The 26,163-nt window shown below is 63.5% G+C and carries 28 protein-coding genes and 1 tRNA gene; 8 read left to right on the top strand and 21 right to left on the bottom strand.

All coding sequences use genetic code 11. The features are described 5' to 3' along the window. Positions 1-140 precede the first annotated feature (140 nt). A tRNA-Thr gene (locus QP915_RS09715) sits at positions 141-216 on the bottom strand. Positions 217-292: 76 nt separating this feature from the next. Further along, positions 293-1,531, bottom strand: coding sequence for a DNA polymerase III subunit delta' (locus QP915_RS09710; protein WP_284769198.1), 1,239 nt, complete (start codon positions 1,529-1,531; stop codon positions 293-295). Here QP915_RS09710 and QP915_RS09705 point away from each other — a divergent pair. Together QP915_RS09705 and QP915_RS09700 are read left to right on the top strand one after the other, a co-directional pair. Beyond that, positions 1,530-3,062 (top strand): adenylate/guanylate cyclase domain-containing protein, encoded by a 1,533-nt coding sequence (locus tag QP915_RS09705; protein WP_284769197.1) that lies wholly within the window; start codon positions 1,530-1,532, stop codon positions 3,060-3,062. The two genes, QP915_RS09710 and QP915_RS09705, sit on opposite strands and share 2 nt — an antisense overlap. Before the next feature lie 12 nt (positions 3,063-3,074). Continuing rightward, positions 3,075-4,313 carry a DUF418 domain-containing protein gene (locus QP915_RS09700; protein WP_284769196.1) on the top strand — a complete coding sequence of 413 codons (1,239 nt, stop codon included), beginning with the start codon at positions 3,075-3,077 and terminating at the stop codon, positions 4,311-4,313. Here QP915_RS09700 and QP915_RS09695 read toward each other — a convergent pair. Together QP915_RS09695 and topA are read right to left on the bottom strand one after the other, a co-directional pair. After that, positions 4,263-4,859 carry a hypothetical protein gene (locus QP915_RS09695; RefSeq protein ID WP_284769195.1) on the bottom strand — a complete coding sequence of 199 codons (597 nt, stop codon included), beginning with the start codon at positions 4,857-4,859 and terminating at the stop codon, positions 4,263-4,265. The two genes, QP915_RS09700 and QP915_RS09695, sit on opposite strands and share 51 nt — an antisense overlap. Before the next feature lie 18 nt (positions 4,860-4,877). After that, entirely contained in the window at positions 4,878-7,853 is a 2,976-nt protein-coding gene (gene topA, locus QP915_RS09690; protein ID WP_284769194.1) for a type I DNA topoisomerase, read from the bottom strand. Positions 7,854-8,101: 248 nt separating this feature from the next. Here topA and QP915_RS09685 point away from each other — a divergent pair, with 248 nt between their 5' ends. Continuing rightward, on the top strand, positions 8,102-8,731 hold the full coding sequence (locus tag QP915_RS09685) for a DedA family protein (RefSeq protein ID WP_284769193.1): 630 nt from the start codon (positions 8,102-8,104) through the stop codon (positions 8,729-8,731). Positions 8,732-8,761: 30 nt separating this feature from the next. Here QP915_RS09685 and QP915_RS09680 read toward each other — a convergent pair whose 3' ends face one another. Beyond that, a complete protein-coding gene (locus tag QP915_RS09680; protein WP_005323097.1) occupies positions 8,762-8,965 on the bottom strand; it encodes a cold-shock protein in 204 nt (67 codons plus the stop codon). A gap of 176 nt (positions 8,966-9,141) precedes the next feature. Here QP915_RS09680 and QP915_RS09675 point away from each other — a divergent pair, with 176 nt between their 5' ends. Continuing rightward, complete coding sequence (locus QP915_RS09675; RefSeq protein ID WP_284769192.1) at positions 9,142-11,505, top strand: Zn-binding domain-containing protein; 2,364 nt, start codon at positions 9,142-9,144, stop codon at positions 11,503-11,505. A 201-nt stretch (positions 11,506-11,706) separates the two neighbouring features. Here QP915_RS09675 and QP915_RS09670 read toward each other — a convergent pair whose 3' ends face one another. Genes QP915_RS09670 through ssd form a run of 8 tightly spaced genes read right to left on the bottom strand, consistent with a single transcriptional unit; the run spans position 11,707 to position 16,575 of the window. After that, a complete protein-coding gene (locus QP915_RS09670) occupies positions 11,707-12,060 on the bottom strand; it encodes a hypothetical protein (protein ID WP_284766119.1) in 354 nt (117 codons plus the stop codon). Next, entirely contained in the window at positions 12,057-12,383 is a 327-nt protein-coding gene (locus tag QP915_RS09665; protein ID WP_284769191.1) for an Rv3654c family TadE-like protein, read from the bottom strand. Before QP915_RS09665 ends, QP915_RS09670 begins: the two co-directional genes overlap by 4 nt. Next, positions 12,376-12,690: a hypothetical protein gene (locus QP915_RS09660; protein WP_005323101.1), complete on the bottom strand. Its 315-nt coding sequence runs from the start codon at positions 12,688-12,690 to the stop codon at positions 12,376-12,378. Before QP915_RS09660 ends, QP915_RS09665 begins: the two co-directional genes overlap by 8 nt. A gap of 55 nt (positions 12,691-12,745) precedes the next feature. Continuing rightward, the gene (locus QP915_RS09655) at positions 12,746-12,934 is read right to left on the bottom strand and encodes a DUF4244 domain-containing protein (RefSeq protein ID WP_284769190.1); all 189 of its coding nucleotides are present in this window, start codon (positions 12,932-12,934) and stop codon (positions 12,746-12,748) included. 24 nt (positions 12,935-12,958) lie between these two features. Continuing rightward, complete coding sequence (locus QP915_RS09650) at positions 12,959-13,555, bottom strand: type II secretion system F family protein (RefSeq protein WP_284766122.1); 597 nt, start codon at positions 13,553-13,555, stop codon at positions 12,959-12,961. Beyond that, the gene (locus QP915_RS09645; protein WP_284769189.1) at positions 13,552-14,340 is read right to left on the bottom strand and encodes a type II secretion protein F; all 789 of its coding nucleotides are present in this window, start codon (positions 14,338-14,340) and stop codon (positions 13,552-13,554) included. The genes QP915_RS09650 and QP915_RS09645 overlap by 4 nt, the downstream gene beginning before the upstream one ends. Further along, positions 14,333-15,511 (bottom strand): TadA family conjugal transfer-associated ATPase, encoded by a 1,179-nt coding sequence (locus tag QP915_RS09640; protein WP_284769188.1) that lies wholly within the window; start codon positions 15,509-15,511, stop codon positions 14,333-14,335. The genes QP915_RS09645 and QP915_RS09640 overlap by 8 nt, the downstream gene beginning before the upstream one ends. Continuing rightward, the gene (gene ssd / locus QP915_RS09635; protein ID WP_284769187.1) at positions 15,508-16,575 is read right to left on the bottom strand and encodes a septum site-determining protein Ssd; all 1,068 of its coding nucleotides are present in this window, start codon (positions 16,573-16,575) and stop codon (positions 15,508-15,510) included. Before ssd ends, QP915_RS09640 begins: the two co-directional genes overlap by 4 nt. 460 nt (positions 16,576-17,035) lie before the next feature. Here ssd and QP915_RS09630 point away from each other — a divergent pair, with 460 nt between their 5' ends. Further along, positions 17,036-17,917, top strand: coding sequence for an HAD family hydrolase (locus QP915_RS09630; RefSeq protein WP_284769186.1), 882 nt, complete (start codon positions 17,036-17,038; stop codon positions 17,915-17,917). Here the strand turns inward: QP915_RS09630 and QP915_RS09625 are convergent. Continuing rightward, positions 17,914-18,630 (bottom strand): oxidoreductase, encoded by a 717-nt coding sequence (locus QP915_RS09625; protein ID WP_284769185.1) that lies wholly within the window; start codon positions 18,628-18,630, stop codon positions 17,914-17,916. The genes QP915_RS09630 and QP915_RS09625 overlap by 4 nt on opposite strands. A 105-nt stretch (positions 18,631-18,735) precedes the next feature. On the opposite strand from QP915_RS09625, the gene QP915_RS09620 reads away from it, so the two are divergent. Together QP915_RS09620 and QP915_RS09615 are read left to right on the top strand one after the other, a co-directional pair. After that, positions 18,736-19,242, top strand: coding sequence for a phage holin family protein (locus QP915_RS09620; RefSeq protein WP_239278546.1), 507 nt, complete (start codon positions 18,736-18,738; stop codon positions 19,240-19,242). 121 nt (positions 19,243-19,363) lie between these two features. Then, positions 19,364-20,278: an alpha/beta fold hydrolase gene (locus QP915_RS09615; RefSeq protein ID WP_284769184.1), complete on the top strand. Its 915-nt coding sequence runs from the start codon at positions 19,364-19,366 to the stop codon at positions 20,276-20,278. On the opposite strand, the gene QP915_RS09610 is transcribed toward QP915_RS09615, so the two are convergent. Genes QP915_RS09610 through nth form a run of 4 tightly spaced genes read right to left on the bottom strand, consistent with a single transcriptional unit; the run spans position 20,275 to position 23,456 of the window. Continuing rightward, a complete protein-coding gene (locus QP915_RS09610) occupies positions 20,275-21,471 on the bottom strand; it encodes a MarP family serine protease (protein ID WP_284769183.1) in 1,197 nt (398 codons plus the stop codon). The two genes, QP915_RS09615 and QP915_RS09610, sit on opposite strands and share 4 nt — an antisense overlap. A 57-nt stretch (positions 21,472-21,528) precedes the next feature. Next, complete coding sequence (locus tag QP915_RS09605; RefSeq protein ID WP_284769182.1) at positions 21,529-22,230, bottom strand: NUDIX hydrolase; 702 nt, start codon at positions 22,228-22,230, stop codon at positions 21,529-21,531. After that, a complete protein-coding gene (locus tag QP915_RS09600; RefSeq protein ID WP_284766131.1) occupies positions 22,227-22,790 on the bottom strand; it encodes a TlpA family protein disulfide reductase in 564 nt (187 codons plus the stop codon). The genes QP915_RS09605 and QP915_RS09600 overlap by 4 nt, the downstream gene beginning before the upstream one ends. Before the next feature lie 9 nt (positions 22,791-22,799). Continuing rightward, the gene (gene nth, locus QP915_RS09595) at positions 22,800-23,456 is read right to left on the bottom strand and encodes an endonuclease III (RefSeq protein ID WP_284769181.1); all 657 of its coding nucleotides are present in this window, start codon (positions 23,454-23,456) and stop codon (positions 22,800-22,802) included. Between the two features lie 340 nt (positions 23,457-23,796). On the opposite strand from nth, the gene glxR reads away from it, so the two are divergent. After that, a complete protein-coding gene (glxR, locus tag QP915_RS09590) occupies positions 23,797-24,480 on the top strand; it encodes a CRP-like cAMP-activated global transcriptional regulator GlxR (RefSeq protein WP_005323128.1) in 684 nt (227 codons plus the stop codon). 218 nt (positions 24,481-24,698) lie between these two features. Here glxR and QP915_RS09585 read toward each other — a convergent pair whose 3' ends face one another. The 3 genes from QP915_RS09585 to sp36 are packed head-to-tail and all read right to left on the bottom strand — an operon-like array spanning position 24,699 to position 26,150. Next, positions 24,699-25,514 (bottom strand): MBL fold metallo-hydrolase, encoded by an 816-nt coding sequence (locus QP915_RS09585; RefSeq protein WP_284769180.1) that lies wholly within the window; start codon positions 25,512-25,514, stop codon positions 24,699-24,701. 18 nt (positions 25,515-25,532) lie between these two features. Then, positions 25,533-25,991 (bottom strand): RidA family protein, encoded by a 459-nt coding sequence (locus QP915_RS09580; RefSeq protein ID WP_198492395.1) that lies wholly within the window; start codon positions 25,989-25,991, stop codon positions 25,533-25,535. Further along, positions 25,992-26,150, bottom strand: a complete 159-nt coding sequence (gene sp36, locus QP915_RS09575) for a Sp36 family protein (protein WP_005323131.1) — start codon at positions 26,148-26,150, stop codon at positions 25,992-25,994. Between the last annotated feature and the right edge of the window lie 13 nt (positions 26,151-26,163).

Here is a 26,163-nt window from a genome sequence, read left to right as displayed (position 1 = left end):
AAGTGAAATAGTCCTAATATCAGCACGCCAGACCGGCTAGCCGTACAACCTCACCAACACATCGTGTCGTTTAGGCCGCACCCACAACGCGCTGTCCCCAAAACCGCGAAAGGCCGCAGGCTATACACCTGCGGCCACTGTGGAGCCGCCTGCGAGAATCGAACTCGCGACCTTTTCATTACGAGTGAAATGCTCTACCGACTGAGCTAAGGCGGCGCGCTGCTTGGCATGCGCCAGTGCAGCAAGAGAGAGTTTAACCTAGGGGCGCCGCGGAATAGAAATCGGGTCCCACCTACAGGCACGCACGGCGCAGGCGGCCCACCAACCCGTCGAAGGCAATCTGCGTGCCGACGTTTTGGGTCAGCTGCTCGCGGCACAGCGTGATGGCCGCCTGGCAGTCCAGCAAACCTTCCTCGCTCACGCGCTGCGCGATCTCGCCAGAAAGTCCAGCAAAATCCGGGTGGGTAAGATCCACCTGCGCGCCCACCTTCTGCATGAGCGCATCGCGGTAGACGCCGGAGAGATCAACAAGCACGAGGTCCAGGTTGTCGATCACGCGGCGCTTGGCTCGCTTCTTGTGCTGATCCTGTAAGTCTTTAATGGCGGAGCGGGCGTCGCGCTGTGCCTTGGCCGCGCCCTTGCCCTTCGCACCCACGCCGAGGGTCTGTTCCAGCTTCGCCAGCTCGGCCTCTTCCTGTTCCTTATGTGATTCCTTCGCCTCCGAGTCCACCAGCTTCAGCAGCGAGGTCACCGCTTGGAAGCCCTGAGAGCCGTGGAAGACCTCTTCTGCCAGGTTGATGGCCACCGCGCGGCGCTTTTGCACGGCCGGATCGTTGACTAGGCGTCGCGCCCTGCCGACGTGGCGGAGGGAGGTAAGGGCGGCCAAGTGGGCGTCGTGATCCGAGGCGCCCTCGCTGACCAACTGGGCGGTAATGCTCTCCACCGACGGGGAGGGAATGTAGAGGTGGCGGCAGCGCGAGCGGAGGGTTTGGGAGAAGTCCTCGGGGGCGTCGGAAGGAGCGCACATGATAATTACGGTGCGCGCCGGCGGCTCCTCCACCGTCTTGAGCAGGGCATTCGCGCCGTTATTGTTGAGGCGGTCGGCGTTATTGAAGATCACCACGCGCCATGGCGCCACCGTGGGCAGGCTCGCGGCGCGGCCGATGACCTCGCGCACCGTATCCACGGGAATGATGACCTCTTGCGGATCCACTAGGACCAGATCGGTGTGCTGTTTGGTCTCCAGCACCGCGCGGCAGGCCTCGCACCGGCCGCAGCCCGGCTCCTCTGGGTCCGTGCACATAAGCGCGGCCGCAAAATCGATGGCGGCCAGGGAACGGCCGGAGCCCGGCGGCCCGGTAAATAGCCAGGAATGGCTCATCGCCCGCGGGTCTGCCCCCGGCATCCCCCGAGCTGCCCGGGCGGCGCCCAGGATAGTGCGGGCCACACCTGGGGTATCTGCCAATCTTTGCGCAACGCTTCCGGTATTCACTCGCCCTAGCCTACTGGTCTTACTAAAGTATGAAAGCATGAACAGACTACTGCGCGGCGCACGATGGCTCATGGGTACCCAATGGCCGGTCTACGCCGCCTTAGTCCTTGGCGCGAACCTCATCGGCGCCATCGCCATCATGACCTTTGTCCTTTATTTCCTACCAATGCCGGAGATTAAGGACTTTGCCGCCGAGCTACCCAGCCTGATGGGCGTCGCCGCGGTGTACCTCATCTTTGCCGTGGTCATCGGCATCGCCGTCACCCTGCTGCTTTTCCGCCCGGTGCTGGACTGGCAGCGCAACCCGGACGAGCACGATCCGAATATGGTGCGCAACTTGGTCATGCGCATCCCCGTCTACCAATCCGTGGTGGCGGCCGCGGTGTGGCTCATCGGCATCATCCTGGCCGTGGTGATTTCCGCCCGGGAATCCGGCCGCCTCGGGCTCGTCGTAGGCGTGTCCGCCACCCTGGCCGGCCTCGTAGTGGTCATCTTGACCTACCTGCAGGCAGAACGCCTCGTGCGCCCGGTGGCCGCCCAGGCGGTGGCGCGCCGCTTCGAGGATGCCACCCTGGAGCCGCCCATCAAGTACCGCCTCATTTCGGCCTGGCTGATGACCTCCGGCGTGCCGCTGGTCGGCATCTTGCTGGTGCTCATCGCCCAGCGCACCGGGCTCTTCTCCGGCACCGCAGGAGACCTGGTTCCCGCCATCACGGCCCTGGCACTTACCGCCCTGGCCACCGGGTTTATCGGTACTAGCTTCGCGGTGATGAGCGTGGTGGACCCGATTGTGGAGCTGCAGGACGCCATTAACCGGGTGCGCCGCGGCGAGAACAATGCCGAGGTCGATATCTACGATGGCTCCGAATTGGGAGTGCTGCAGGCCGGTTTTAATGAAATGATGCGTGGCCTTCGGGAGCGCAACCGCGTGCGCGATATTTTCGGCCGCTACGTCGGCAGCGAGGTGGCCCAACGTGCGCTGGAGGAACGCCCAGAATTAGGCGGAGAGGACCGCAAGGTGGCGGTGCTTTTTATTGACGTCATCGGTTCCACCACCTTCGCCGTCAACCACTCCCCCGAGGAGGTGGTGGAGGAACTCAATAAGTTCTTCGAGCACGTCGTTGAGGCGGTGCACCGCAATAAAGGCATCATTAATAAGTTCCAAGGCGATGCCGCCCTCGCCGTTTTTGGCGCGCCGCTCAATGTTTATGATTCCGCCTCCATGGCCCTGCAGGCCGCCCGCGAGCTGCGCGGCGAGTTGCGCGGGCTCGAGCTGCAAGCGGGCATCGGCGTGGCGGCGGGACACGTCGTCGCCGGGCACATCGGCGGCGCGGATCGCTTCGAATACACCGTCATCGGTGACGCGGTAAACGAGGCCGCGCGCCTGACCGAGCTGGCCAAGGACACCCCGGGCCAGGTGCTCACTAACGCCGCCACGCTCAAGACTGCCAATGAGGCCGAGCAGGCCCGCTGGACTATGATGAAATCCATTGAGCTGCGCGGGCGTCACCGCATGACCCAGCTGGCTCGCCCTATCCGCGCTACCCTGGCAGAACGTTCCGAGGTATAACGAGGTTTTTCAGTGAGCTCAGCTCCACGGCCCCGCATGATCGTGCCCGATGTGGCGCGCGGCATGGCCCTTCTAGGCATCGCCATGGCCAATATGACCACGGCATGGATCATCACCACCGACCGGCCGGGCAGCTATTTCGGCGGCATCATCGATGGCAGCGCGTGGGATAAGGCGGCCGTCGTCTTCGGCGCCTTCTTTGTCCACAACCGCGGCCTGCCCATGTTTTCTACCCTGCTCGGCTTTGGCGTGGGGCTCATTGCGATGAGTCTGTGGCGGCGCGGGTTTCCGGTGCGGGCGGCGCGCAGGGTCATCGCCAAGCGCTATGCCTTCTTGGCGGCGATGGGCGCAGTGCACCTGGTGCTGCTGTTTTGGGGCGACATTATGTTCTTCTATGGCGTGGCCGGAATTATCATCGCCTTTCTGCTGCGCAAACGGGATTCTACCCTCATGCTCATTGCCTATATTCTGTTTGCGCTGTGCGCGCTGGGCGGAGTTGTGGCCTTTATTTCCGGTGCTATGGATCCCCTCGGTGTGGTGGCCACGGAGGGCATTGGCACCATCGAGTCCTACCCCGATCTGCTGCTCAGTCAGCTTATTACCCTCGGCAGCCAGGCCATTGCCACGCCGATCATTGTGCTGATGTACCTGCCCGTCATGCTGGTGGGCTTTGTGTGGGCGCGCCAGGGCGTGCTTGCCGACGTCCCCTCTCACCGCCCCACCCTCCTGCGCTGGGTCGCCATCGCGGTGGCCATTACCGTCGTAATCGGTAGCTTGTGGTCTTTGAGCACGCTGGGGGTCATCGAGCAGCGCTGGGCCAATGCGGCCAATAATGCCAACGCTTTCATCGGAGTCTTTACCGGGCCTGGCATCCTGGCCGGGCTCGCGCTGCTGCTGCAGCCGGTGCAGGAGCGGCTCTCGGCCGGCGCGCCGCTGCCCGCGGTGCTGTGGCCTTTTGCGGCGCTGGGCAAGCGCTCCATGAGCGGCTACGTGGGGCAGTCCATTCTCTTTTTCTGCCTCGTGCACCCGTTTACGTTGAACTTCGGCCACGATCTGGGCGCCTTCGGCCAGGCCGCGCTGGCCTTCGCGGTGTGGTTGGCGACGCTCATCTTCGCCTGCGTGCTGGAAGCCTTCGACCGCCGCGGGCCTTTTGAAGCCGTGCACCGCCGCCTGTCCTATGGCCCGACTATGCAGCCGCAGCTACCGCGTGCGGCACAAGCCATCAAGGAGCAGCAGGTGGCCGACAACTAGGGCACCCGCCTCCGCCGCGCCCACTAGACGCGCCCCTTGCTTCCGCTTAACGCGATTTTGCTGCGCGAGCGCCGCGCGCAGGGCCGTCAGCCCCTCGGCCGCGACGAGCAGGTTGGCGCCGTGGCTGATGCCCTTGCCGGCCTCGGTGCGCAGCGCTGGGTCTCCCGCTAAAGCCGAGGTCGTGAGCACCGCCGCGCCGCCCACCGCGACCGCGGCGGCCGTCGGCTGTGTGCGAGTGGCGGCAATACCCGCGCCCCACGCGGCCGCGCGCAGGCCCCAGCCCAGAGCATCGTTGCGCGCGCCGCGGCGATAGAGGCTCCACGCATAGGCGGCGTGGTTCGCTGTTACGGCCGCCACGCCGAGCGCCGAAGGACGGGTCAGCCGGCGGGCCTTTTCCACCTGGCCGATGGCTCCGGCTGCAACTCCGGCGCCAATGGCGGGCTCTTCGCGAACCGAGGCCAAAACCTGCGGCCGCGCGCTGATATCAGTGACGGCGCGCCACAGGGCCGCGGCGCCTTCTTGGGTGCGGGCAAGAAAATCGTTCATGCCCGCCACCTTACGCGGTTACTTCTTGCGCGAGCCGGCCTTCACCACGTTCTTCGTGCCGGGCGAAGGCTTCTTAGTTGCCTTCTTGCCAGCCTTCTTCGTGGACTTTTTGGTGGCCTTCTTGGTCGCCTTCTTCTTCGTCGTCTTTTTAGAGGACTTCTTGGTGGACTTCTTCTTGGTCTCGCCGGAAGCTTCCTTGGCGCGGCGCTCGGAAAGGAGCTCGTTCGCGCGGGCGTCGGTAAGCTGCTCCGGGTCATCGCCGCGGCGCAGGGAGGCATTGGTGGTGCCATCGGTGACATAGGGGCCGAAGCGACCATCCTTGACGGTCATGGGCTTGCCGGAGACGTCGTTATCGCCCAGTTGCTTGATCGGCGGTTGGGCCGCAGCGCGGCCGCGACGCTTCGGCTCGGCATAGATGCGGCGGGCCTCGTCCAAGGTGATGGTGAAGATCTGCTCTTCCTTAGCAAGCGAGCGCGAATCGGTCCCCTTCTTCAGATACGGGCCATAGCGACCGTTCTGCGCGGTGATCATCACGCCGTCGTCCTCGCCCACCTCGCGCGGCAGGGAAAGCAGCTTAAGTGCCTCTTCGAGGGTGACCGTAGAAGGCTCCATCGAGCTAAACAGCGAGGCCGTACCCGGCTTGAGTTTGTTTTCGATGTACTCCTTGACGCGCTTTTCCTTCTGCTTCGCGGCCGTCTTGGTTTCCCAGTTCTTGGCGCGCTTGCCTTCCTCGGCGCGTTGCTTGTCCTCCTCGGCGCGCTCCTTGGCGACGATCTCCTCGGCCTCACCCTCGGCCTTCTCCCGCTCATCCTCGCGGACGACCTCGGTGACATAGGGGCCGAAGCGGCCTTCCTTGGCCACGATCATGCGGCCGTTTTCTGGGTTCTCACCCAGCTCGCGGCCGCCCTGCGGGGTGGCGAAGAGCTTTTCCGCCAGCTCCTCGTTCAGGCCGTCCGGGGTGACGGTTTCGGACAGGTTAGCGCGCTGATACTCGATGCTTCCGTCATCGTTGGTACCAACGGCGCGCTCAATATACGGGCCGTAGCGGCCCACGCGGACGAAAACGTCGCGGCCCTCGGTGTCAGTGTAGAGGCGCAGCGAGTTGACCTTGCGGGCGTCGATGGCCTCCAGATTGACGTCGATAAGCGACTTCAAGCCGCCGTGACGGGCAATGGAAGCCGCCTTCTGCTCGTTGGCCTCGGCGTTGCCAAAGTAAAAACCATTGAGCCAAGCGGTGCCGTCCTCGATACCGGTGGCAATCTGGTCTAGCTCGTCTTCCATGGAAGAGGTGAAGTCATAATCCACCAGCTCGGTGAAGTTCTCCTCCAACAGGCCCACGACGGCGAAGGCAACCCAGGAGGGCACCAGTGCATTGCCGCGCGAGACCACATAGCCGCGGTCCTGGATGGTCTTGATGATGGACGCGTAGGTGGACGGGCGACCGATGCCCAAGTCCTCCATCTTCTTGACCAGGCTGGCTTCGGTATAGCGCGCCGGCGGGTTGGTGGAATGGCCCTCGGCGGAAACCTCCTTGGCGGTCAGGGCACGGCCCTCCTCCAAATGCGGCAGGCGGGTCTCGCCCTTCTTATCCCCCTTGGCGTCGTCCGCGCCATAGGCCTTCAAGAAGCCGGGGAAGGTAATGGTGCGGCCGGTGGCGGAAAATTCCACGTCGTAGCTGCCGTTATCCGTAGTGGCATTGCCCGCCACGGTGACCTTCATGGAGGTTCCCTTGGCATCGGCCATCTGGGAGGCGACGGTACGCTTCCAAATCAGGTCATAGAGCTTAAACTCCTCCGCATCCAATTGGCCGGAGAGCTGGCCCGGGGTGGCGAAGGATTCGCCGGCCGGGCGGATAGCCTCGTGAGCCTCCTGGGAGTTTTTCACCTTGCGGTCATACACGCGCGGGGAATCAGAAACGTACTCTGCGCCATAGATGCTGGTGGCGGAGTTGCGCGCGGCGGACAGGCCCTGCTTGGACAGCGAGGTCGAATCCGTACGCATATAAGTAATGTGGCCGTTTTCGTACAGGCGCTGCGCAATGCGCATGGTGCGCTCAGAGGTAAAGTGCAGGCGGCGGCCGGCCTCCTGCTGCAGCGTCGAGGTCATAAACGGCGCATAGGGCTTGCGCGTATAGGGCTTGTGTTCGACCCCAGCGACCTGCATATCCGCACCGCGCAGCGCGGTTTCCAGCGCCTTGGCCTGCGGCTCGGTGATGACGATGACGTCTTTGCTCTTGACGTTTCCGCGGTCATCAAAGTCGCGGCCCAAGGCCACGCGCTTGCTATTGACGGCCGTGAGGCGGGCGTCGAAAGTAGCGGGGTTGTCCGCGTCCGCAGCGCCGGTATCTAGCGTGGCTGCCAGGTCCCAGTAGTCGGCCGGGATGAACGCCATGCGCTCGCGCTCGCGCTCGACGATGACGCGGGTGGCCACCGACTGTACACGGCCGGCAGAAAGCCGCGGCATGACCTTTTTCCACAGCACCGGGGAGACCTCATAGCCGTAGAGACGGTCGAGGATGCGGCGGGTTTCCTGGGCGTCGATAAGGTTGTAATCCAGATCGCGGGTATTATCCGCGGCCTCCAGGATCGCGGACTTGGTGATCTCGTTAAAGACCATGCGGCGCACCGGCACCTTAGGCTTGAGGACCTCCAGCAGGTGCCAGGCGATGGCCTCGCCCTCGCGGTCGGGGTCTGTTGCGAGGTAGAGCTGATCGCACTGCTTCAGCTTGGACTTGAGGTCCGCGACCTTTTTCTTCTTATCGGGGCTCACCACATACAGCGGGGCGAAGTCATCCTCCGGGTTCACGCCGAGGCGCGCCCAGGATTCCTTCTTATACTTAGCCGGCACGTCCGCAGCGCCGCGGGGAAGATCGCGGATATGGCCCACGGAGGCCTCCACGATGTAGTTATCTCCGAGGTAAGGCTGAATCTTCTTCGCCTTCGTCGCCGACTCGACGATCACCAAGGTCTTTCCCGGCCCGGCTGCTTCTGCCACTTCGACTTCATCCCTTTCGATGATGCGAACAATAAGGTATGCACGCTTTCAGCAATCGCCCCTAGCGTACACAGTTGATCTGCATTTCCTTTCTCGCACCATATACGCGGTACTGCCAAAAGGCCGTTTTCAGGGGCACTATGTACCCCCACTGAACGGGTCTATACTGGCCTACTTAGAACGCCCAGTAGCTGTGAAAGCATTGTGGGGCACGATAGCACACCCAAGACGACGCCCGCGGAGGATTCATGGTTGACACCATCACTATGTGGATCGAAACCGTCATGTCCACAGAGTGGATCTACCCGCTGGTGGGCGTACTGATCTTTGGTGACTGCTTCTTCCCCGTGCTGCCTTCTGAAATCCCGCTCAATATGGCTGGCGCTTGGTCCGGCTCTCAGGGCTTTCCGCACCTGCCCACCATGTTTTTTGTAGCGCTCGTTGCCGCCATGATGGGCGATAATCTCTGCTTCCTGCTGGGCACGCGCTTCATGCCCCTACTCCAGCGCGTACCTAAGGGATCGAAGGCCTACGAGGGGCTCAACTGGGTAAAGCGCAATATGCGCCGCGGCGGCGGTGCGGCCATTATTATTGCCCGCTTCATTCCTTCAGCGCGCCTGTTTATGACCATCCTGCTGGGGTCCATGCGCTTCCCGTGGATCGTCTTTGTTTTCTTCGACACCATTGGCGTTGCGCTCTGGGCGGCCCAGGCACTTGCCATTGGCTACTTGGGCGGCATGGCCTTTTCCAATTCGCCGGTGCTGGCTGTGGTGGTCAGCATCATCGCCGCCGTCATCATCGGCGTGGGCCTGCAGAAACTGCAGAATAAGTTCACCGAGTGGTGGGATACCCGCCGCGGCTACGCCGAAACGCCGTAACAGGAAGGCCTGAGCGAGGGAGCCGGCCGCCTAGATGACGGACACGGACTGGGCCTGCTCGCCCTTCGGACCGGAGCCTACCTCGAACGTGACCTGCTGGTTTTCTTCTAGGGTGCGAAAGCCGCTGCCCTGGATCTCGGAGTAGTGGACGAAGATATCGCCTTCGCCGTCCGCACGCTCGATGAAGCCGTAGCCCTTTTCAGAGTTAAACCACTTAACGGTTCCTTGTGCCATGGTGTGCAGTCCTTTTCTTGATTAGCGGTGCGGCGATTCCGCGCCGAGGGGTTCGGTAAATGCGTCCTTTAGCAGTACCTTAAAGTGTAAACACCGCACCAAGACATCATTGGCCTCATATCAGTGTGACACGTTCCACGCCAAAGCGATAGGCCTAACTCACGAGGGGGTAGAAATTGGCTCACCCGGAAACGGATAATCCCCTGGGAGAAGAGCTCCTCGAGTTCATCCAGCGCCGCCTCGATGAGTCCACTCTCACATTTCAGACCACCCTGCCGCCGCAGCGCGCGCAGTATGCCGAGTGGCCCGAGTGGGTGCTGCCGGAATTAAAGGAGAAGCTGGTAGATGGGGGCGTCGGCAAGCTATATAGGCACCAGGCTGAGCTCGCGCAAGCCGCCTGGGCAGGCGAGGATGCCGTGATTTCTACCGGCACATCTTCGGGAAAGTCCCTGGGCTACCAACTGCCCATCCTGAGCCGGCTAGCGCAGGACCCAACCACCTGCGCGCTCTATCTCACCCCCACCAAGGCGCTGGGCTCGGACCAGCTGCAGGCGGTGCTCGAGCTGTGCCGGGGCATTCCGGCGCTCAGGGACGTAGTGCCCTCGCCCTACGACGGCGATACGCCGCAGGAATCCCGCGCGGGCGTGCGCGATCATTCGCGGTTCATTTTCTCCAATCCGGATATGGTGCATATGTCGCTGCTGGCGGCGCACGCGCGGTGGGCGCGGCTGCTGCGGCACCTGGAGTTCATCGTCATTGATGAATGCCATTCCTACCGGGGCGTTTTTGGCGCGAACGTGGCGCTGGTGTTGCGGCGCCTGCTGCGCCTGTGCGCGCACTATGGCTCGCGGCCGACGGTAATTTATGCCTCGGCCACTATGAAGGACCCGGGCCGGCATGCGCAACGCCTTACCGGCCGGCCCGCCCGCGCGATTACGGAGGACACCGCCCCCACCGGCGCGCGCACCGTGGCGCTATGGGAGCCGGGTTTTATCGAGGGGGCCGAGGGCGAGCACGGGGCACCGGTGCGCCGCGCCGCCACCACCGAGGCGGCCGAGATGATGGCCTCCTTCATCGCCGAGGGCGCGCGCACCATGACCTTTGTGCGGTCGCGCCGCTCCGCCGAGGTGGTGGCCATGCGCGCGGCCGAGGTGCTCTCCGGTAGCCTCGGCCGGCCCGATTTTGCCCAGCGCATCGCCGCCTATCGCGCGGGTTACCTGGCCGAGGACCGCCGCAAGTTGGAGCGCGCGCTTGACGACGCCTCCTTGCTCGGCGTCGCCACCACCTCCGCCCTCGAGCTGGGTATCGATGTCGGTGGGCTCGATGCCGTGGTCACGGCCGGTTTCCCGGGGACCGTCGCGAGCTTTTGGCAGCAGGCCGGGCGCGCCGGCCGCCGCGGGCAGGGCTCGCTCGTGGTGCTCATCGCCCGCGACGAGCCGATGGATACCTACCTGGTCCACCATCCGGAGGCACTGCTGGGGCGGCCTGTGGAGGCCAGCGTCTTCAACCCGGCCAATCCGTATATCCTCTTCGGCCACGTCTATTGCGCCGCGGTAGAAAAGCCGCTGGATGATGCCACGATTGCCGCCTGGGGCGCGCAGGATGTGGTTCACCAGCTGGCCGAATCTGGCCTGCTGCGCCGCCGCGAGCGCGGCTGGTTCGCCGTGCCCATCCCTGCCCATACGCCGGAAGAGCTCTCCCCAGAGACGGCACATACCGCGGTTTCGCTGCGCGGTGGAGCGGGCGAGGAAGTCATGATTGTGGATTCCTCCGACGGCCGCCTGCTCGGCACCATCGACGCCGCCCGCGCCACCAGCCAGGTCCACCCCGGCGCGGTGTACCTGCACCAGGGCGAAAGTTTCGTCATCGAGGAGCTCATCCTCAGCGATTACCTGGCACTGGCCCGGCCCGAGGCCCCGGACTATTCCACGACTCCGCGCTCTACCACGGATATCCGCATCCTGCGCGAGGCCGATAACCTGGTCAATTACTCCCCAGGACTGTGGGTGGCGGACGTAGAGGTAGAGGTCACCGACCGCGTCACCGGCTACCAGGTGCGGCTTGCCGACGGCACCATTGGCGACGATATCCCCCTCGATCTCCCCGAACAGCGCCTGGTCACCCGGGCGGTGGCCTACACCATCGATCCGATGGCGCTTTCCGCGATGGGGGTTACCGCCTCCGATACGCCCGGCACCTTGCACGCGGCCGAGCACGCCGCCATTGGCCTATTGCCGCTTATCGCCACCTGCGACCGCTGGGACATTGGCGGCGTGTCTACCGCGTTGCACCCCGATACGCAGCTGCCTACCGTCTTTGTCTACGACGGCCACCCCGGCGGCGCCGGTTTTGCAGAGGAGGGCTTTCGCCGCTTCCCCGAATGGATCGAGGCTACCTTCGAGGCGGTGCGCTCTTGTCCGTGCGAAACCGGTTGCCCGTCGTGCGTGCAATCGCCGAAGTGTGGAAACGGAAACAATCCGCTCAGCAAGGACGGTGCCATCAAGCTACTCGGCGCGCTGGTCACCATGACGCAGAGCTAGCCGCAACTTAAGCGGTTCTGCCTTTTTCTTCATTTACTCGCTGCGCCCGCGCGTGTTCATAGTCCGCGCTGCGCTGCAACAGCTCCTCACGCCGATGAGGAAACCGCTCCAATATTATGCGCTGAATTTCCGCCGCTGCACGTGCGCGAGTGCGCCGCACTTCCGGATTCGGCTCATAAAAAGGCGAGCCTTGCGGATGCCTCATGGAGCATCGCCTCTTTCTTCTTTCGGGGCAGATTTGTCGAGCTCACCCTCTTTAAACTCTTGGGCAAAATCCCATAGCGTGTTGATAAAAGGGGAATCTCCTTCAACGTCCGATAATAATCCCAGAATTGTGGGGAGAAAATACCATCCAGTAATTCTTTCGGCGCTTTCCGCCGAGTCAGTCTTATCGATACACCACTGCACAATTCCCCACCATCTATCTTGTTCCCGCCTATGATCCGATTTGATTTCTTCGCGTACCTTTCGGCGGTATTCCCGCCAAGCAATGAAGCCCGCCACGGCCGCCACTACGGTAGGAATAAGCCGCACCACTGCTTCCTGCCAGGTCATACCGGCCCGGCCTTCGCTTGAGTGGACCGTCCACGAACCGTGGCAGTGACGATGACGTCGCGGCCGGATTCGGTGCAGGTTTCTAGGGTGGCGTCGTTAAGCTCGGCGGTATCGCGCGCGGCGGCACAAGCATCTTCACCCGTAGCGAGGGCCCAGGCACCGGCAACCGCCGCGAGGTCGGCCGCCACTTGCGCCTCGTGTCGCGCGGCCACGCGCGAGCCCACTGCCGCCACGATAAGCAGCAAGCTCACGATGGCGACGATGATGCCGGCCGCGGCAATGGTGGCATAGCCTTCCTCGCCGCAGCGCTGCGGCCTACTCATTTCCGCCCACCTCGGCCGGAAATACCGCCTCAGAGCGCATGGTTCCGACGGGGGCATCGACGCTTACCGACGCCCTCACCAACCCACCGCTTTCTTCCACGCTGACCTGGGCATCCTCGCGCGGGGGATGGTATTCGACGCCGATGGCGTGCGAACGCGCGGCCGCGCCCGCCATGTCCACCGCGGCGATATAAGATGCCAGCGTGGCAATGGCACCCACGATTCCCGCCGCGACCAAGACCAGGGAGCTTAAAGCCAAGGCGGCCTCGATGGTCACGGAGCCATCGTCATCAAATACCCTGTGCATCATTCCTCCTTTCTGCCGGTAGGCTGGGCCCGCCGGCCGTGGTGAGAGAGCGGCGCTAGCTCGGGGTATTCGAGAGGGCGTCGGTGATGATGCCCTCGATGGCATCAACCACCCCGCCGCCGTTGATGACCATGTAGAGCACCCCGGCAAGCGCGGCGGCCGCCAAAGATCCCATGGCATATTCGATGGTGCTCATCCCCTCGTCATTGCGGATGATCTGGGAATATTTATAAAGTGCGTGCATGATTAGTGTCCTTTCACGTGAGGTTTAGAGAAGTTGTGCGCCCAAACTGATGACTACGGGCGCAAGGCCTAGAACGATGAATGCTGGCAGGAAGCACACCGCCAGCGGGAGGGCAATAAATACTCCTGCGCGCTCCGCCTGCGCCGTGGCGTGGGCGGATGCTTCCGCGCGCAAAGAAGTACAGATTCGGTGGCATCCGGCCGCGATGGTGGCGCCGGATTGGCCCGACATGATGACAAGCTGCGCTAAGTCCGCCAGCCCCGCATGGCCCTTCATGTGGCCCCACGCGGAGTGCGCGGGAACGCCCACGCCGAGCAGCGCGGCGACGGTCTCCCACAGATCCTTGGTCTGGGCATCCGCGGTGCGGGCCACCGCGGTGGTAGCGCCGTGCACGGACAGCCCTGCGGCCAAGCACGCTGCGAAAAGTTCGACGTCGCCAGCTACTGCCAGCGGATCCAGCGGTGCTGCGGGCTTGAGCTTGCTTATCAGTCCCCCGCGCGCGGTCGGGCCATCGCGCGGGGTCTTGGCGGTGGTCTCGGTTGCGCTGGCAGGTGCCAAGCGGGCGGTGTGCGGCGGCAGGCCAACGAGGGCGGCGAGGGCGATAAAGATGAGCGGGGTCATGCGGCCGCCTTCCGGATGATGACGCGCGACCAGGCGAATCCGCCGCAGGCCAGAGCCACGCCCACCACGAGGAGAATGCCACCTAATCCGCCGCCTAAAAGGAAGCCGAGCGAGTTGGCGCCCATGGCCCCTCCCATGGCGATGCCAGCTATGGGCAGGCACGCGAGCACCGTGGCGGTGGCTTGGGGTCCTTGCAGGCTGGCGGAGGTGGATTGCTGGTGGCGTCGGGAAGCGTCGAGGCGGCTTTGCGCTTGGTCGAGCAAGCTGGCCACCGCAATGCCGTGGTAGGTGGACAGCTCTAATAGGTGGCCTAGGCGGTTAAGTTCCGGCAGAGCCTTGCCGCCCCGCGCATCTATCAGCGCCATGTGCGGCGGCGCACCGCGCGCGGCGAGGACGGCCGTGGATTCTAGTGCTGCGGATACCTCGCGCGGGGTGGTGGCTGGAAGGGACTCCACGCCGCGGGCAAGCGCCCCAGCCAAGGTCGCCCCTGCGCGCAGGTCCGCGGTAACCACGCCTAGGTAGGCGGCCAGCCCCTCGCGGCCGCGCCGCTCCGCCCGCGCGGCCACCAAGTCTTTGACGTACCAGGACACGCACCACGCGATAATGGCGGCGGCAATGGCAATGCTGATGCGTCCCACCGAGTAGAAGACCAGGCTGCCGCAAAAGACCGCGCCTAGGATAACCACGGAGCTGGTCTGTGCCCGGCGCGTGGCTGAGGCCAAGCGGCCGGCACTCGAGGGCGCGGGTATAAGCAGCGCAGCGGCAAGGATGAGGTAGCTAAGCATGGCTGGCCTCCCCGGCATGCTCCCCCAGCAGCTGCGCGGAGAATTCCGCGAAGCCGTCTGCCGGACCAGCTTCGGCACTCCAGATGATGCGCGGGGTCACTGGGTTTCCCTCGAGCACGCCGATATGGGCGAGGCGGCGGCCCTGTGGGGTGCGCTCCATGGTCAGCACCATGTGCACAGCCGCAGCCAATTGCGAGTGCAGCGCCGCACGGTCCAAGCCACCGAGGGCGGCGAGAGCCTCCATGCGGGCTGGTACTTCAAAGAGGGAATTGGCGTGCAGCGTGCCGGCGCCGCCGTCGTGGCCGGTGTTGAGCGCCGCAAGGAGATCCACCACCTCACGGCCGCGGATCTCGCCCACCACGATGCGGTCCGGCCGCATGCGCAGCGCTTGGCGCAGCAGTTGTGACATCGTGACCTCGCCGCTTCCCTCCGCGTTGGCCCGGCGCGCGATCACGCTGACGCAGTGCGGGTGGTGTGGGGAGAGCTCGGCGGTGTCCTCGATAACGAGGATGCGTTCGCGCTCGGAGACGGTTCCCAAAAGCGCGGAGAGTAGGGTGGTTTTGCCGGAACCGGTGCCGCCGATGACGAGGAAGGAAATCCGCTTGTCCACCACGGCGCGCAGCAGCGCCGCGATGTCTTCTGGCAGCGTGCCATTGTCTACAAGCTGGGGCAGGGTTGTCTGCGCTTGGCGCAATACGCGCAGGCTCAGGCAAGTCCCGGCAACCGCGGGCGGGCTCAGCAAGGCGTGGACGCGTAGCACGACACCATCGGGGCGGGTGACGCGGCCATCGGCAAAGGGCTGTGCATCATCGAGGCGCGTGCCTGAAGCTGCCGCAAGCCGGCTGGCCAGCTGGCGGACCTCGGCATCATCGCGGAAGGTGATATCGGTGAGCTCAAGGCCTTCGCCGCGGTCCATGAATACCGCGTGTGGCCCGTTGACTACGACGTCTGTGACGCCCTCGCGCCCCAGCACCGCATCGAGAGGCCCCATCCCGGTGGCGTCTTGGCGCAGGCGGCGCAGCAAGTCAAGCACTGCAACATCACTAATCACGCCGGCTTCTGCGCGAATGCGCCGGGCCAGGGCTGCCGCATCATGCACCACGTCGGGCTCGGCGGCAATGATGCGCTGCATCTTTTCCAGCGTTTCTTGTGCTGCTTTATGCTCGCTCATGCGCCAACCTCCTCGAGGACCGCGCGGGCGGCCTTGCGCAAGGGTGCGGGGAGGCGCTGCGGCAGGCCGCCGATTTCTACCGCGCGGGTGAGGCCCCGGAGCGTCGGCAATTCTGCCAGCACCGTGCTGTGGACGATGCGTTCTACTTCCGCCGCGCTTAACGACGCCCACTGGCGTTGCCGCAGCACCACCACGCACCTGCGCCGCGCAGCATCGAAGCGCACCAGAAGTTGCGCGGCCGACGCGGCCGAGCGCACCTCCGCGGCCACCACGATGACCACGTGGGTACAGGTATCCGGGATAGTCTCCGGGGTGCAATCCACCACGCATAACCCTTCGCCTGCATGGGCCGCCCCTACCACTCGCGCAAGCAGGTCCTTGTCCAAGCGGAAGGGATCCGCGACGGTGCTGCGCGCGGCCGAGAGCACCGCTACTCCATCAGGCGTGGATGGCAGCGCGCGGTAGAGATCGGCGGCATCGATGCTGCCATCGCCCACGGTAAGCTCCGGCCAGCGCGCCCCCGGTTCCGCTTCTACACCGAGCAGGAGGTCGAGGCCGCCGGAGTATGGGTGGGCGTCGATAAGCAGGGCGCGACCGTCGGCTGCGCATTGGGTGCGGGCTAACGCGGCCGCGAAGGTCGAAGCGCCCACCCCACCGCTCGCGCCCACCACGGCGATGGTCGCACTGCCCGGCCGCGCTTCCTGCGGCGCGCCCGCAGCGGCAATGCTCGCCAGCAACTCCTTCACCTGGGCGGGGATGATAAAGGCGCTCTCCGCGTGGCAGGCGAGCGCCGCCTCGTAATCAATCGGTCCGGGGTCCGCGGCTAGGAAAAGCACGGGCGCAGGCGCGGTGTGGGTGCGCCGCGCTGCTGCCACCACGCGGGCCATGAGGGAATCAACCAGCACCGCATAGGCGCCAGGCAAACTGCGCGGAATATCGCGGGGATCGGTCACGGTCAGCACATCGTGGCTGGTCGCAGCCGCGGCGTGAACGGCCTCGGCGCGCAGCGCTTCGTCACCAATGGCGACGACGATGACGGCGGAATCAGGGTGTAATGCGTTCATGCCTCATAGCCTGAAGCATCCGCGCAACCGCAGCGAGGCTCCGGCAGCAGTGCTGTGGATAACCCGCCAGAAGTCACCATGTGGACCTAGTTTGGTTGTCGTTTCAACCAAAAATCTGTGGATAACCGGCGCCGCACGGCGGTAGATATAGGTGACGGCCCGCGCATCGGGGGGGGTGTGCGCGCGGGCCGTCAGTAACCCGGCCTCGGGGGGTGAGCCGGGGCAGGCCGCACGGTATATCGGGGCCTTGCACGCATTATTATGACATGTTCGCCACCCAATCACAACAGCTAACAGCAGATTTCCACGGTCACGGCGCTGACCTGCACCGAATACATGTTCACTCAACGCCACCCCCACGCGGGTTCCCAATCCCACATTTGTGACATACAAATCACCGTTAACGTCAACCACTTCTGCACCAGCAAGTACTAAGGACGGCTACACTCGGCAGCACATCATGACTACTTCCCGCGAGCCCCGTCATCCCCGCCGCGCAGCCACCACCCGAGCCGGCGGCGACCCCGCACGCACCGCGGCGTTTTTCGATCTCGATAAGACCATCATCGCCACCTCCTCGGCCTATGCGTTTGGCCGCGAGTTCCTTCACAACGGGCTCATCTCGCCGGCCGAAGCACTGCAGCTATCACTTGCTAAGGCCAGCTATATGTTCTCCGGTTTGACCAGCGAAGGCATGGATTCCACCCGCGACCAACTCACCGCAATGGTCACTGGGTGGTCCGTGGACGAGGTGCGCGCCATCGCCCGCGACACCATGCATCACGTGGTCACGCCCTCCATTTATGCTGAGGCCCGCGAACTTATCCGCACCCACCGCGCCGCTGGCCACCACGTGGTTATCGTCTCTGCCTCCGCGGCCGTGCTGGTGGACATCATCGCAGAAGAACTCGGCGTCGAACACGTCATTGCCACCGAATTGGCAGAGGAAAACGGCCGTTTTACCGGGGAGGTGCTCTTTTATTGCAAGGGCCCCACTAAAGCAGAGGCACTGGAGCAGACCGCAGCGGCAGAAAACCTCGACCTTAATGCCAGCTACGCCTACTCGGATTCCGCTACGGATATCCCGATGCTAGAAAAGGTAGGCCACCCCGTCGCCGTCAACCCAGACAAGCAGCTAAAGCGCCACGCCCTCGCCCACGATTGGAATATCCGCTCCTTTAAGGACCCGGTGCCGCTCCTTCCTGCACCGACCGCCAAGGAAATTGGAATCGGCGCCTCCGTTCTGGCGGGTACCGCGGCAGTTATCGGTGCTGGCCTGTGGCTAACGCAGCATCCGGGCCGCCCTGGCCCGCCCAAGCGGGGCCCACGGCGCGCCTCTTAGGCCGCGCGAGCAATCGCGTCGGCTTCTTTGCCACCGGCGGTCCAGGCGGCGAGGTGGGTTAAGAGGGCGTCGGCAAGCGCGGTGCGATAATTGTCCACCGCGGCGGCATACTCGGCGCGGTGGCGGGTGTAGTAGACCTCGGGCACGGCAAAACCGCGCGGGTCAAAGCCCGTATGCACCGCGGCGAGGCGGGAGGCCACGCGGGCGACGAGGCCACTGCGAGGGCCAAAGAACTCGCCGGCGGCAATCTCGGCATGGACCACACTCGGCAGCAAGAGATCGAAGGCGGGACCGCCACCCTGCGCGATGAGCCGTCCCAACCCTTGCAAGCGCGCACTCTCACCGGCCGGAATGCCGGTACCGCCGGCCGCGACGTCGATGCGCGCCAGCACCTGCAGCGGTGCCCGGGCAAAGGAGCGCACCGTAGCATCTAAGAGTTCCGGGGCGGCCACGGAATAGGCGCTGATAGCGCTGGCCAGCGGCCCTTCTTCCATATCTTCCGGTCCCGGATGTGGGGGGATGGCGTGGCCGTCCAGCGCCACGCTGGCACGGGCGCCGCGCATGAGGGACTCCGCAGAGATAACCTCAAACTTGCGCAATCCTGCAGGTCGGCGGTGTGCACGAGCAATGGCAGCGGCGGCCTTTTCTGCACTTTCTTTTACCCCCGGCAGGCGAAACAGCGGGGATAACGCGTCATTTTCTGACATATCCATTAGGATAGCCGTGGAAGTCCCTAAGTATGCGTGGCACCATGGGATAATAGTGATTCCATTATTGTTGGGGACATTACAAGGTTTAGATAAACGCGAGGAGAATTAATCGTGAGCAACGATGGACTTTTTACCGACGGTACTGATCAATTTGCACCGAAGGTGAACTCGATCCCTTTGAGTGACGTGGATACATCCTCGTCCGAGACCTCGGTAGGCCAGCTGGTCTCCAACGCCACCGAGCAGATGTCCCAGCTCGTGCGCTCCGAGGTGGAGCTAGCCAAGACCGAGCTGGCAGAGTCCGCTAAGAAGGGCGGCATCGGTGCAGGCCTCTTCGGCGGCGCAGGCACCATCGCGCTGTATAGCTCCTTCTTCTTTTTCTTCTTCCTGGCCGAGCTTCTCGCCGTCTGGCTGGACCGCTGGGCAGCGTTCCTGATCGTTTTCTTGATCATGATCGTCCTCGCCGGCATCCTAGCCTTCGTTGGCCTGAAGAACGTCAAGCAGGTCAAGGCCCCGCAGAAGACCATTGACTCCACCAAGGAACTCAAGAACTTGGTTCCGGGCAAGGCGCAGAAGTCCCTGGACCGTAAGAACACCAACGGCCTCTACACCTAAACCGGCAGGCGCCACGCGTACGTGCACCCCTCTATCCGCCCTAGCTAGCCTGGGGCGGATTTTGTGTACTTCCGCCCCCTCTTCTCTACCGTTTCTGCCCCAACTATAGAAAGGCGGCACCATGGCCTTCGCACCCCTGCCCCCCTCAACGGTGGAGCTGGATGGACCTTATGCGCATGAGTTCGTCCACACCCGCGGCATTCGCCTGCACGTCGCCACGGCGGGCGATAGCACGCAGCCACTCGTGGTGCTCATCCACGGCGCCTTCGGCGGATGGTTCGATTACCAGGACGTCATAGCGCCGATTGCACAACGCGGCTTCCACGTCGCGGCCGTGGATATGCGGGGCTTTGGTATGTCCGATAAGCCGCCCATTGATGCGGGGCAGGATATCCGCACTTTAGTGGGCGATATTAGCGGGCTCATTCAGGCCTTGGGCCATGACGACGCCTTTGTGGTGGGCGCCGATACGGGTGGCGCCGTGGCATGGTGCTTGGCGGCAGAACGCCCTGAGCGGGTGCGCGGCCTAGCCTCCATATCCTCCGCCCACCCGGTGGATCTGCGCCGCGCGATTGCCGCCCGGCCGTGGGACTTTGGGTGGATTAACCTGCGCTCGTTGCTGTGCCGCCTGCCGCGCGTTACCCGCGCCCAAAACCTGCTGCTTAGCCCGCGCGCCTACCGCAAGGAGCTGGAGCTGGATACGGGGCCTTCGCTTGCCGACGCCACCCTAGACCGCATCCTCGATCTCCGCCTGCGCGCCTCCCGCATCGGCAGCGTCCGCCGTGGAATCTTGTGGAACCACCGCATGCGCACCGCCGTGGTCCCCTTGACCTGGGTAGAACTGGCAGTAGAGCGCCCCGTGCTCTTTATCCACGCCCAGCAGCGTCTATGGAACCCCGTGGTCCGCCGCGCCGCCTCGCGCGCCCGCCGCGGATTCACCGCCACGACCGTCCCCGGCGCGAAGAACCTTCCGCACCTGGAAGCACCGGCGGATTTCGTTTCCATGCTGGCGGCCTGGCTACAAGAACATAACTAGTGCGCCACGCACTCCCCGGTATCAACCGGGTGGGTAAGCTGCGTGATGTCTCCGATCTGGGCGTTGACCTCATCGGCGGTTAGGGCATAGCCCGTCTCGGAATCATCCACCGAGGCGCCGAAGACCACGCCGAGGACCTCGCCGGCCGTGTTGACCAGCGGCCCGCCGGAATTTCCTTGTTGGATCTTGCCGCGCACGGTGTAGGAATCTCGTTCCACGCGACCATGCGAGTAGATATCCGGGCCGGAAATGGTGATGCGATCGCGCACGCGCGCCATCTCGGCGTCGAAAGGCCCAGAGTGCGGGAAGCCCATGACCATGGCATCATCGCCCGTCTGGGCCGGGGCCTGGGCCCATGGCAGCGGATCGATGCCCAGGTCGCGCGAGTGCAGCACGGCCACATCCACATCCGGGTTGTAGTAGACCACGGTCGCGTCCTTGAGTCCCACCTTGGTATCCAAGCGCACGGTCTGCGTGCCGGCCACTACGTGAGCATTGGTGATCACGTAGTCATCGGCCGCCACGAAGCCGGAACCCATGAGGCGGCGGGAGCACTCTTCGGCGTCGCCAAGCACGTGAATGACAGACGGCCGCATGCGCCGCACCATCTCCGGATCCTGCACGTCTGGGTCCGGCTCTTCTACTTCCTCGGTGCTAATCGAGTTTTGCCACGGCGAGACTAGCGGCGGCAGGCCGGACTCGTTGAGCATCGCCGCCACCCCATTGGGCAGCGACGCTACCTGCGCCGGCGCGGCCGAGTTGAGGTTGCCCAAGATGCGGGAATCGCGGAGGCCCTGACCGGCCGCACCGCCTAAATTGGTGGCCACGGGGATAGAAATGAGCCAAATAACCACCAAGGCGGCAAAGGCTTGAAAAACCGCACCCACGGCGGAATCGAGGCGCTGCGTCTTGCGCGCCTTCATGCGATCGCGCACGCTGCCACCTAACGAGGATCCGATAAGCTGCCCGACGCCCACAAAAAGCACCAGGATTCCCACCAATAGCAGCAAGCGCAGCGAGGGCTGCTCCACCAAGCGCAGGGCGGCCGGGGCCACGGCAATGCCTAGCACTACCCCAGCACCCACACCAATGGAGGCCAATACCGCCGCGAGGGCGCCATTGCGCCACCCACTCAGGAGCGCTATGAGGACGGCGACCACAATCAAGCCGTCAACGATGAGCGCAGGAGTCATGGCTATGGGTTCTTTCTATCTGGGAGTTAAAACGAATACGTACCGCGGCACAAGCGGTTAGGACATCTTCTCATTATTGCGGGAGTTTGTGAGGGAGTCACGCAGGTCCATGACTGAATTGTTATCCCATGGAATGCTCCACCCAGCGTGCTGCAATAGTGCCGAAAGCACGCCGGCGGTAAAGCCCCAAATGACGTAACCATTGGCGTGAAATGCTGGTCCTTGCCACTTTCTAAAGCCCACCATGAAGCGGTTGCGCGGATCGATCAACTCCCGGATAGGCACGAGAAACACGTCATCGGTTTCATCGGGGCTGGCGGGATAGACCTCCCCCGGCTGGGCCCAATGCGCCAAAATGGGGCTCACCGGATTGCCGGTGGCGCGGATATGCAGCTGCTCCCACTGCTCCAGCGGGGTCACGGAGTTGCGCTGCAGATCCGTTTCCTCCCAGGCTTCCCGCAGCGCGGTATCCACCAGGGAGGTATCGGCGGGATCCCGGCGGCCGCCGGGAAAGGCTATCTGGCCCGAGTGCGAGCGCATGGACGGCGAGCGATGCGTGAGCAAAATGCTGGCCTCCTCCGCGCTCTCACCGCTCAGCAGCATGAGCACGGCCGCTTCCCGCTTGACCGGCACCTGCACATTGGTGCCGTTGAGGGACGAAGCCTGGCGGTTGCCAATGAGCTCTTGCACCTGGCTGGGGTCTACCCCCAGCGCCGGCTTGAGCCAATCTGGTGTGCGCTCGGGAAGGAGTTGACTCATGCCGCAATCGCCTCCTCCACGGCCTTTTCAATCTCCGCTGCGGAGCTAAACGGCTGCGCAAATTGCTTGCGCACCTCACCGTCCTTGAGCACCACCGTCACCGGCACCACGCCCGGCAGGCCCAGTTCACCGGCAAACTTATTATCCGAATCCTGGAAGCTCGGCAGCTCCACGCCCAAGTCATTCAAGAAAGCTGCACCATTTCCCGCATTCTTATCCGCATGCACGCCCACAACCTGCCAGTCTGGGTGCGCTTCCGCCACATCCTGCAGATAGGGAAGCTCCGCGCGGCACGGCTCGCACCACCACGCCCACACATTGACCACGGCTACGCCCTCATCGGCGGGCTTTCCGGCGTCCGCACCGCCTAAACACTCCAGCTCTACCCCAGCCACAGTGCCGGCCGGGCAGTCTGGACGCTGCGGGACTTCTTGTGGGGAAGCCTCGCTTGGCGACGCCTCCTCAGATCCGTCCCCACCCCGCAACTGCGAGACCCCAGCTACCGCAATGACGGCAATCAGGATCGCGGCAATTACCGTGCCAAGGACGTAGTTCTTCATACCGTTAGCCTAGCGCCCACGAGCGGCTGGACACATATCCCGCAGAACGCATGCATCGCACTCCGGCGTGCGCGCATGGCAGACCTGGCGCCCGTGGAAGATGACGCGGTGTGAAAACATCGTCCACTCTTCTTCCGGCACGAGCTTTGCGATGTCCCGCTCAATCTTGACCGGCGTCGTCTCCCCCGTCAGCCCGAGCCGCTGCATGAGGCGGCCGAAATGCGTATCCACGGTCAGCCCGAGGATCCCGAAGGCATTTCCGAGCACCACCAGCGCGGTCTTGCGCCCGACCCCGGGCAAGCTGGTCAGTTCCTTGACCGTGCGCGGGACCTCGCCTTGAAAATCTGCCACCAGCTTCTCCCCAATGCCCAAAAGGTGCCCCGCCTTGGCACGCTGAAAGCCAAGCGGCCGCAGGATGCTCTCCAAGTCCGAGCGCTGCGCGGAAGCATAATCCGCCGCCTCGGGGTAGCGAGCAAAGAGTTCAGGGGTCACCGAATTCACGCGTTCATCCGTACATTGCGCGGAAAGAACGGTGGCAACGAGCAGCTGTAGCGGGGAGTCATAATCCAAGGCACACCGTGCATCCGGGTACTCCTGCGCCAAACGCCGATTTATCTCCGGTGCGCGCAGCTCCGGCGCGCTGGCCGCTGACAGTGCTGAATTCATGGGGTTTAGCTTAGTAGACTAGGAAACCATGATTTCACTCGTGATTCTGGTGCCACTTGCCATCGCCCTTTTCGCCCTCCTGATGGAAAAGCTTGAGGCAGTCGTTTTTGCTGACTAGGCCGGAAAACTGCTGGCCTGAACCGTGCCCTAGCACGAGTAGAGTTTCTATAGTGTGACAAAATTTCACTGAAGTACCAAAAGTGACCAATTACACTGTAAGATGAAATCCGTTACACAGTGACCCCGCTTGTTCCGCATTGTCGAGTGCACGAAAGACCGCACCCAGATGTGGCACAGGCTCATCTATGGACTTTCTTAGTCGACATCCAAGGAGTAAAACGTGGAAGGCGTACAGGACATCCTCTCCCGCGCCGGAATCTTCCAAGGCGTTGATCCCGTTGCAGTGCAGCACCTAATCGAGCAGATGGAGACCGTGCGCTACCCGCGCGGAACCACCATCTTCGACGAAGGCGAGCCTGGTGATCGCTTGTACATCATCACCTCGGGCAAGATTAAGCTCGCCCGCCACGCCCCGGATGGCCGCGAAAACCTCCTGACCGTCATGGGCCCATCCGATATGTTTGGCGAGCTGTCCATCTTCGATCCGGGCCCGCGCACCTCTTCCGCAGTGTGCGTGACCGAGGTTCAGGCAGCCACCATGAACTCCGAGCTGCTCAAGAAGTGGGTAGGCGACCACCCCGAAATCGCCCAGCAGCTGCTGCGCGTGCTGGCTCGCCGCCTGCGCCGCACCAACGCTAACCTGGCTGACCTCATCTTCACCGACGTTCCGGGCCGCGTGGCAAAGACCTTGCTGCAGCTGGCTAACCGCTTCGGCGTCCAGGAAGGCAGCGCCCTGCGCGTGAACCACGACCTCACCCAGGAAGAGATTGCCCAGCTGGTGGGCGCTTCCCGTGAGACCGTCAACAAGGCGCTGGCCACCTTCGCGCACCGCGGTTGGATCCGCCTCGAGGGCAAGTCCGTGCTCATCGTCGATACCGAGCACCTCGCCCGCCGCGCTCGCTAAGACCGCGCCGGCTCACGACCCCGCCTCGGCGGGGTTTCGCTGGTTTTGCCCCCTTAACCAGTTCCGCACCACACTTGTGGCCGCGGTACGCTCCACACCGTACTGCCTGCGGACCATACCGCGGCCGCACGTCGACCCTGCGCACCTCCTACCTCAGCCCACAGCACAATTAAGCCCCTCTTCCCACCAATGAGGAAGAGGGGCGAATGGAGATAGGCTTATTTAGCCTCGCCGTCCAAGTACTTCAGCGCGGTGCGCGTGGACTGCTCCGCAGCGTGGCGCAGCACCGGGTCCACATCGTCATACATCTCGTTGACCAGGGTATTCAGATCTACATCATCGCCTAGGCGGGAGCGGATCTCCTTAATCTGGTCAAGGCGGTAGTGGCGGCGGTCAATGTACTTGCGGGCCACCTGAGAGGTGTCATCCAAGTCTGGTCCGTGTCCCGGGAACAGCGCAATATCCTTCCCGCGCTCTTCCAAGGTGTCGAGGGTCTGCAGGTAATCGGCCAAGTTACCGTCCGTCTCCGAAAGGAGAACGGTGTGGCGGCCGGCGATGGTGTCACCGGAGATAATGCCTTCGAGGCGGGAATTTCCTACCTCGCCGCTCCACACAAAGAAGCAGGTGGAATCCGCGGTATGGCCTGGGGTGTGAACGACCTCGAGACTTGGGGTGATGCCATCGAGGGAGATGTGCTCGCCGTCCTGGAGGGCCTCGGCACCATTGCAGTAGCTCGGATCGAAGGCGCGGATGGGGGCGCCGGTCATCTGCCGCAAGCGTTGTGCGCCCGAAGCGTGGTCATCATGGCGATGGGTAATCAAAATCAAAGCCACCTCACCTGCGTTGCGGTGCACAACGTTGAGATGGCCTTCATCCTCGGGACCCGGATCCACGACGATCGCCCGAGAGTCTTCAGCGGCGCGAATAATCCACGTATTCGTCCCCTCAAGGGCGGTGTAGCTGGGGTTATCACAAAGGACTACGCCAACGGACTGGCCGACGGGACGCAATTGACTATATGCGGGGTGCTCCATAGTTACTAGCCTATCCGATCAAGCAGCAATTTCTACGATTAGTTCGATCTCTACCGGGGCGTTTTTAGGCAACGCAGCTACGCCCACTGCGGAGCGAGCATGCTTTCCAGCATCCCCAAAGACCTCACCGATGAAATCGGAGGCACCATTGATAACTACCGGTTGGTCTGCATAGGCCGGATCGGAGGCTACAAACCCCACGATTTTTACCACGCGGGAGACATTGTCCAGGCCAACTTCGGCATCGATAGCGGCAAGAGCATTCAGCGCCGCGATGCGTGCCTGTTCCTGGGCTTGTTCCGTGGTGACTTCGGCGCCAACCTTGCCGGTGAGCGGCAGGGCGCCTTCCACGAGGGGAAGCTGGCCAGAGGTCCAGACCTGATCACCCACGCGCACGGCCGGCACATAGGAAGCTAGTGGCTTGGCGACGCCCGGCAGCTCATACCCCAGCTCCCGCAAGCGAGCATGAAAGCCCATTTACTCTGCCACCTCGCGCTTGAAGTAGGCCACGACGTTTTCCGGGTTAGGACCCGGGGTGACGGTGACCAGTTCCCAGCCATCTTCACCCCAAGAATCGAGGATCTGCTTGGTGGCGTGGGTAAGGACAGGTGCGGTTGCGTATTCCCATTTAGTCATGGGGTCCATTCTA

It is taken from the genome of Corynebacterium sp. MSK158 (assembly GCF_030229085.1).
Classification (GTDB): domain Bacteria; phylum Actinomycetota; class Actinomycetes; order Mycobacteriales; family Mycobacteriaceae; genus Corynebacterium.
Note: the sequence above shows the minus strand (reverse complement) of the source record. Positions and strands in the feature narration are given on the sequence as shown.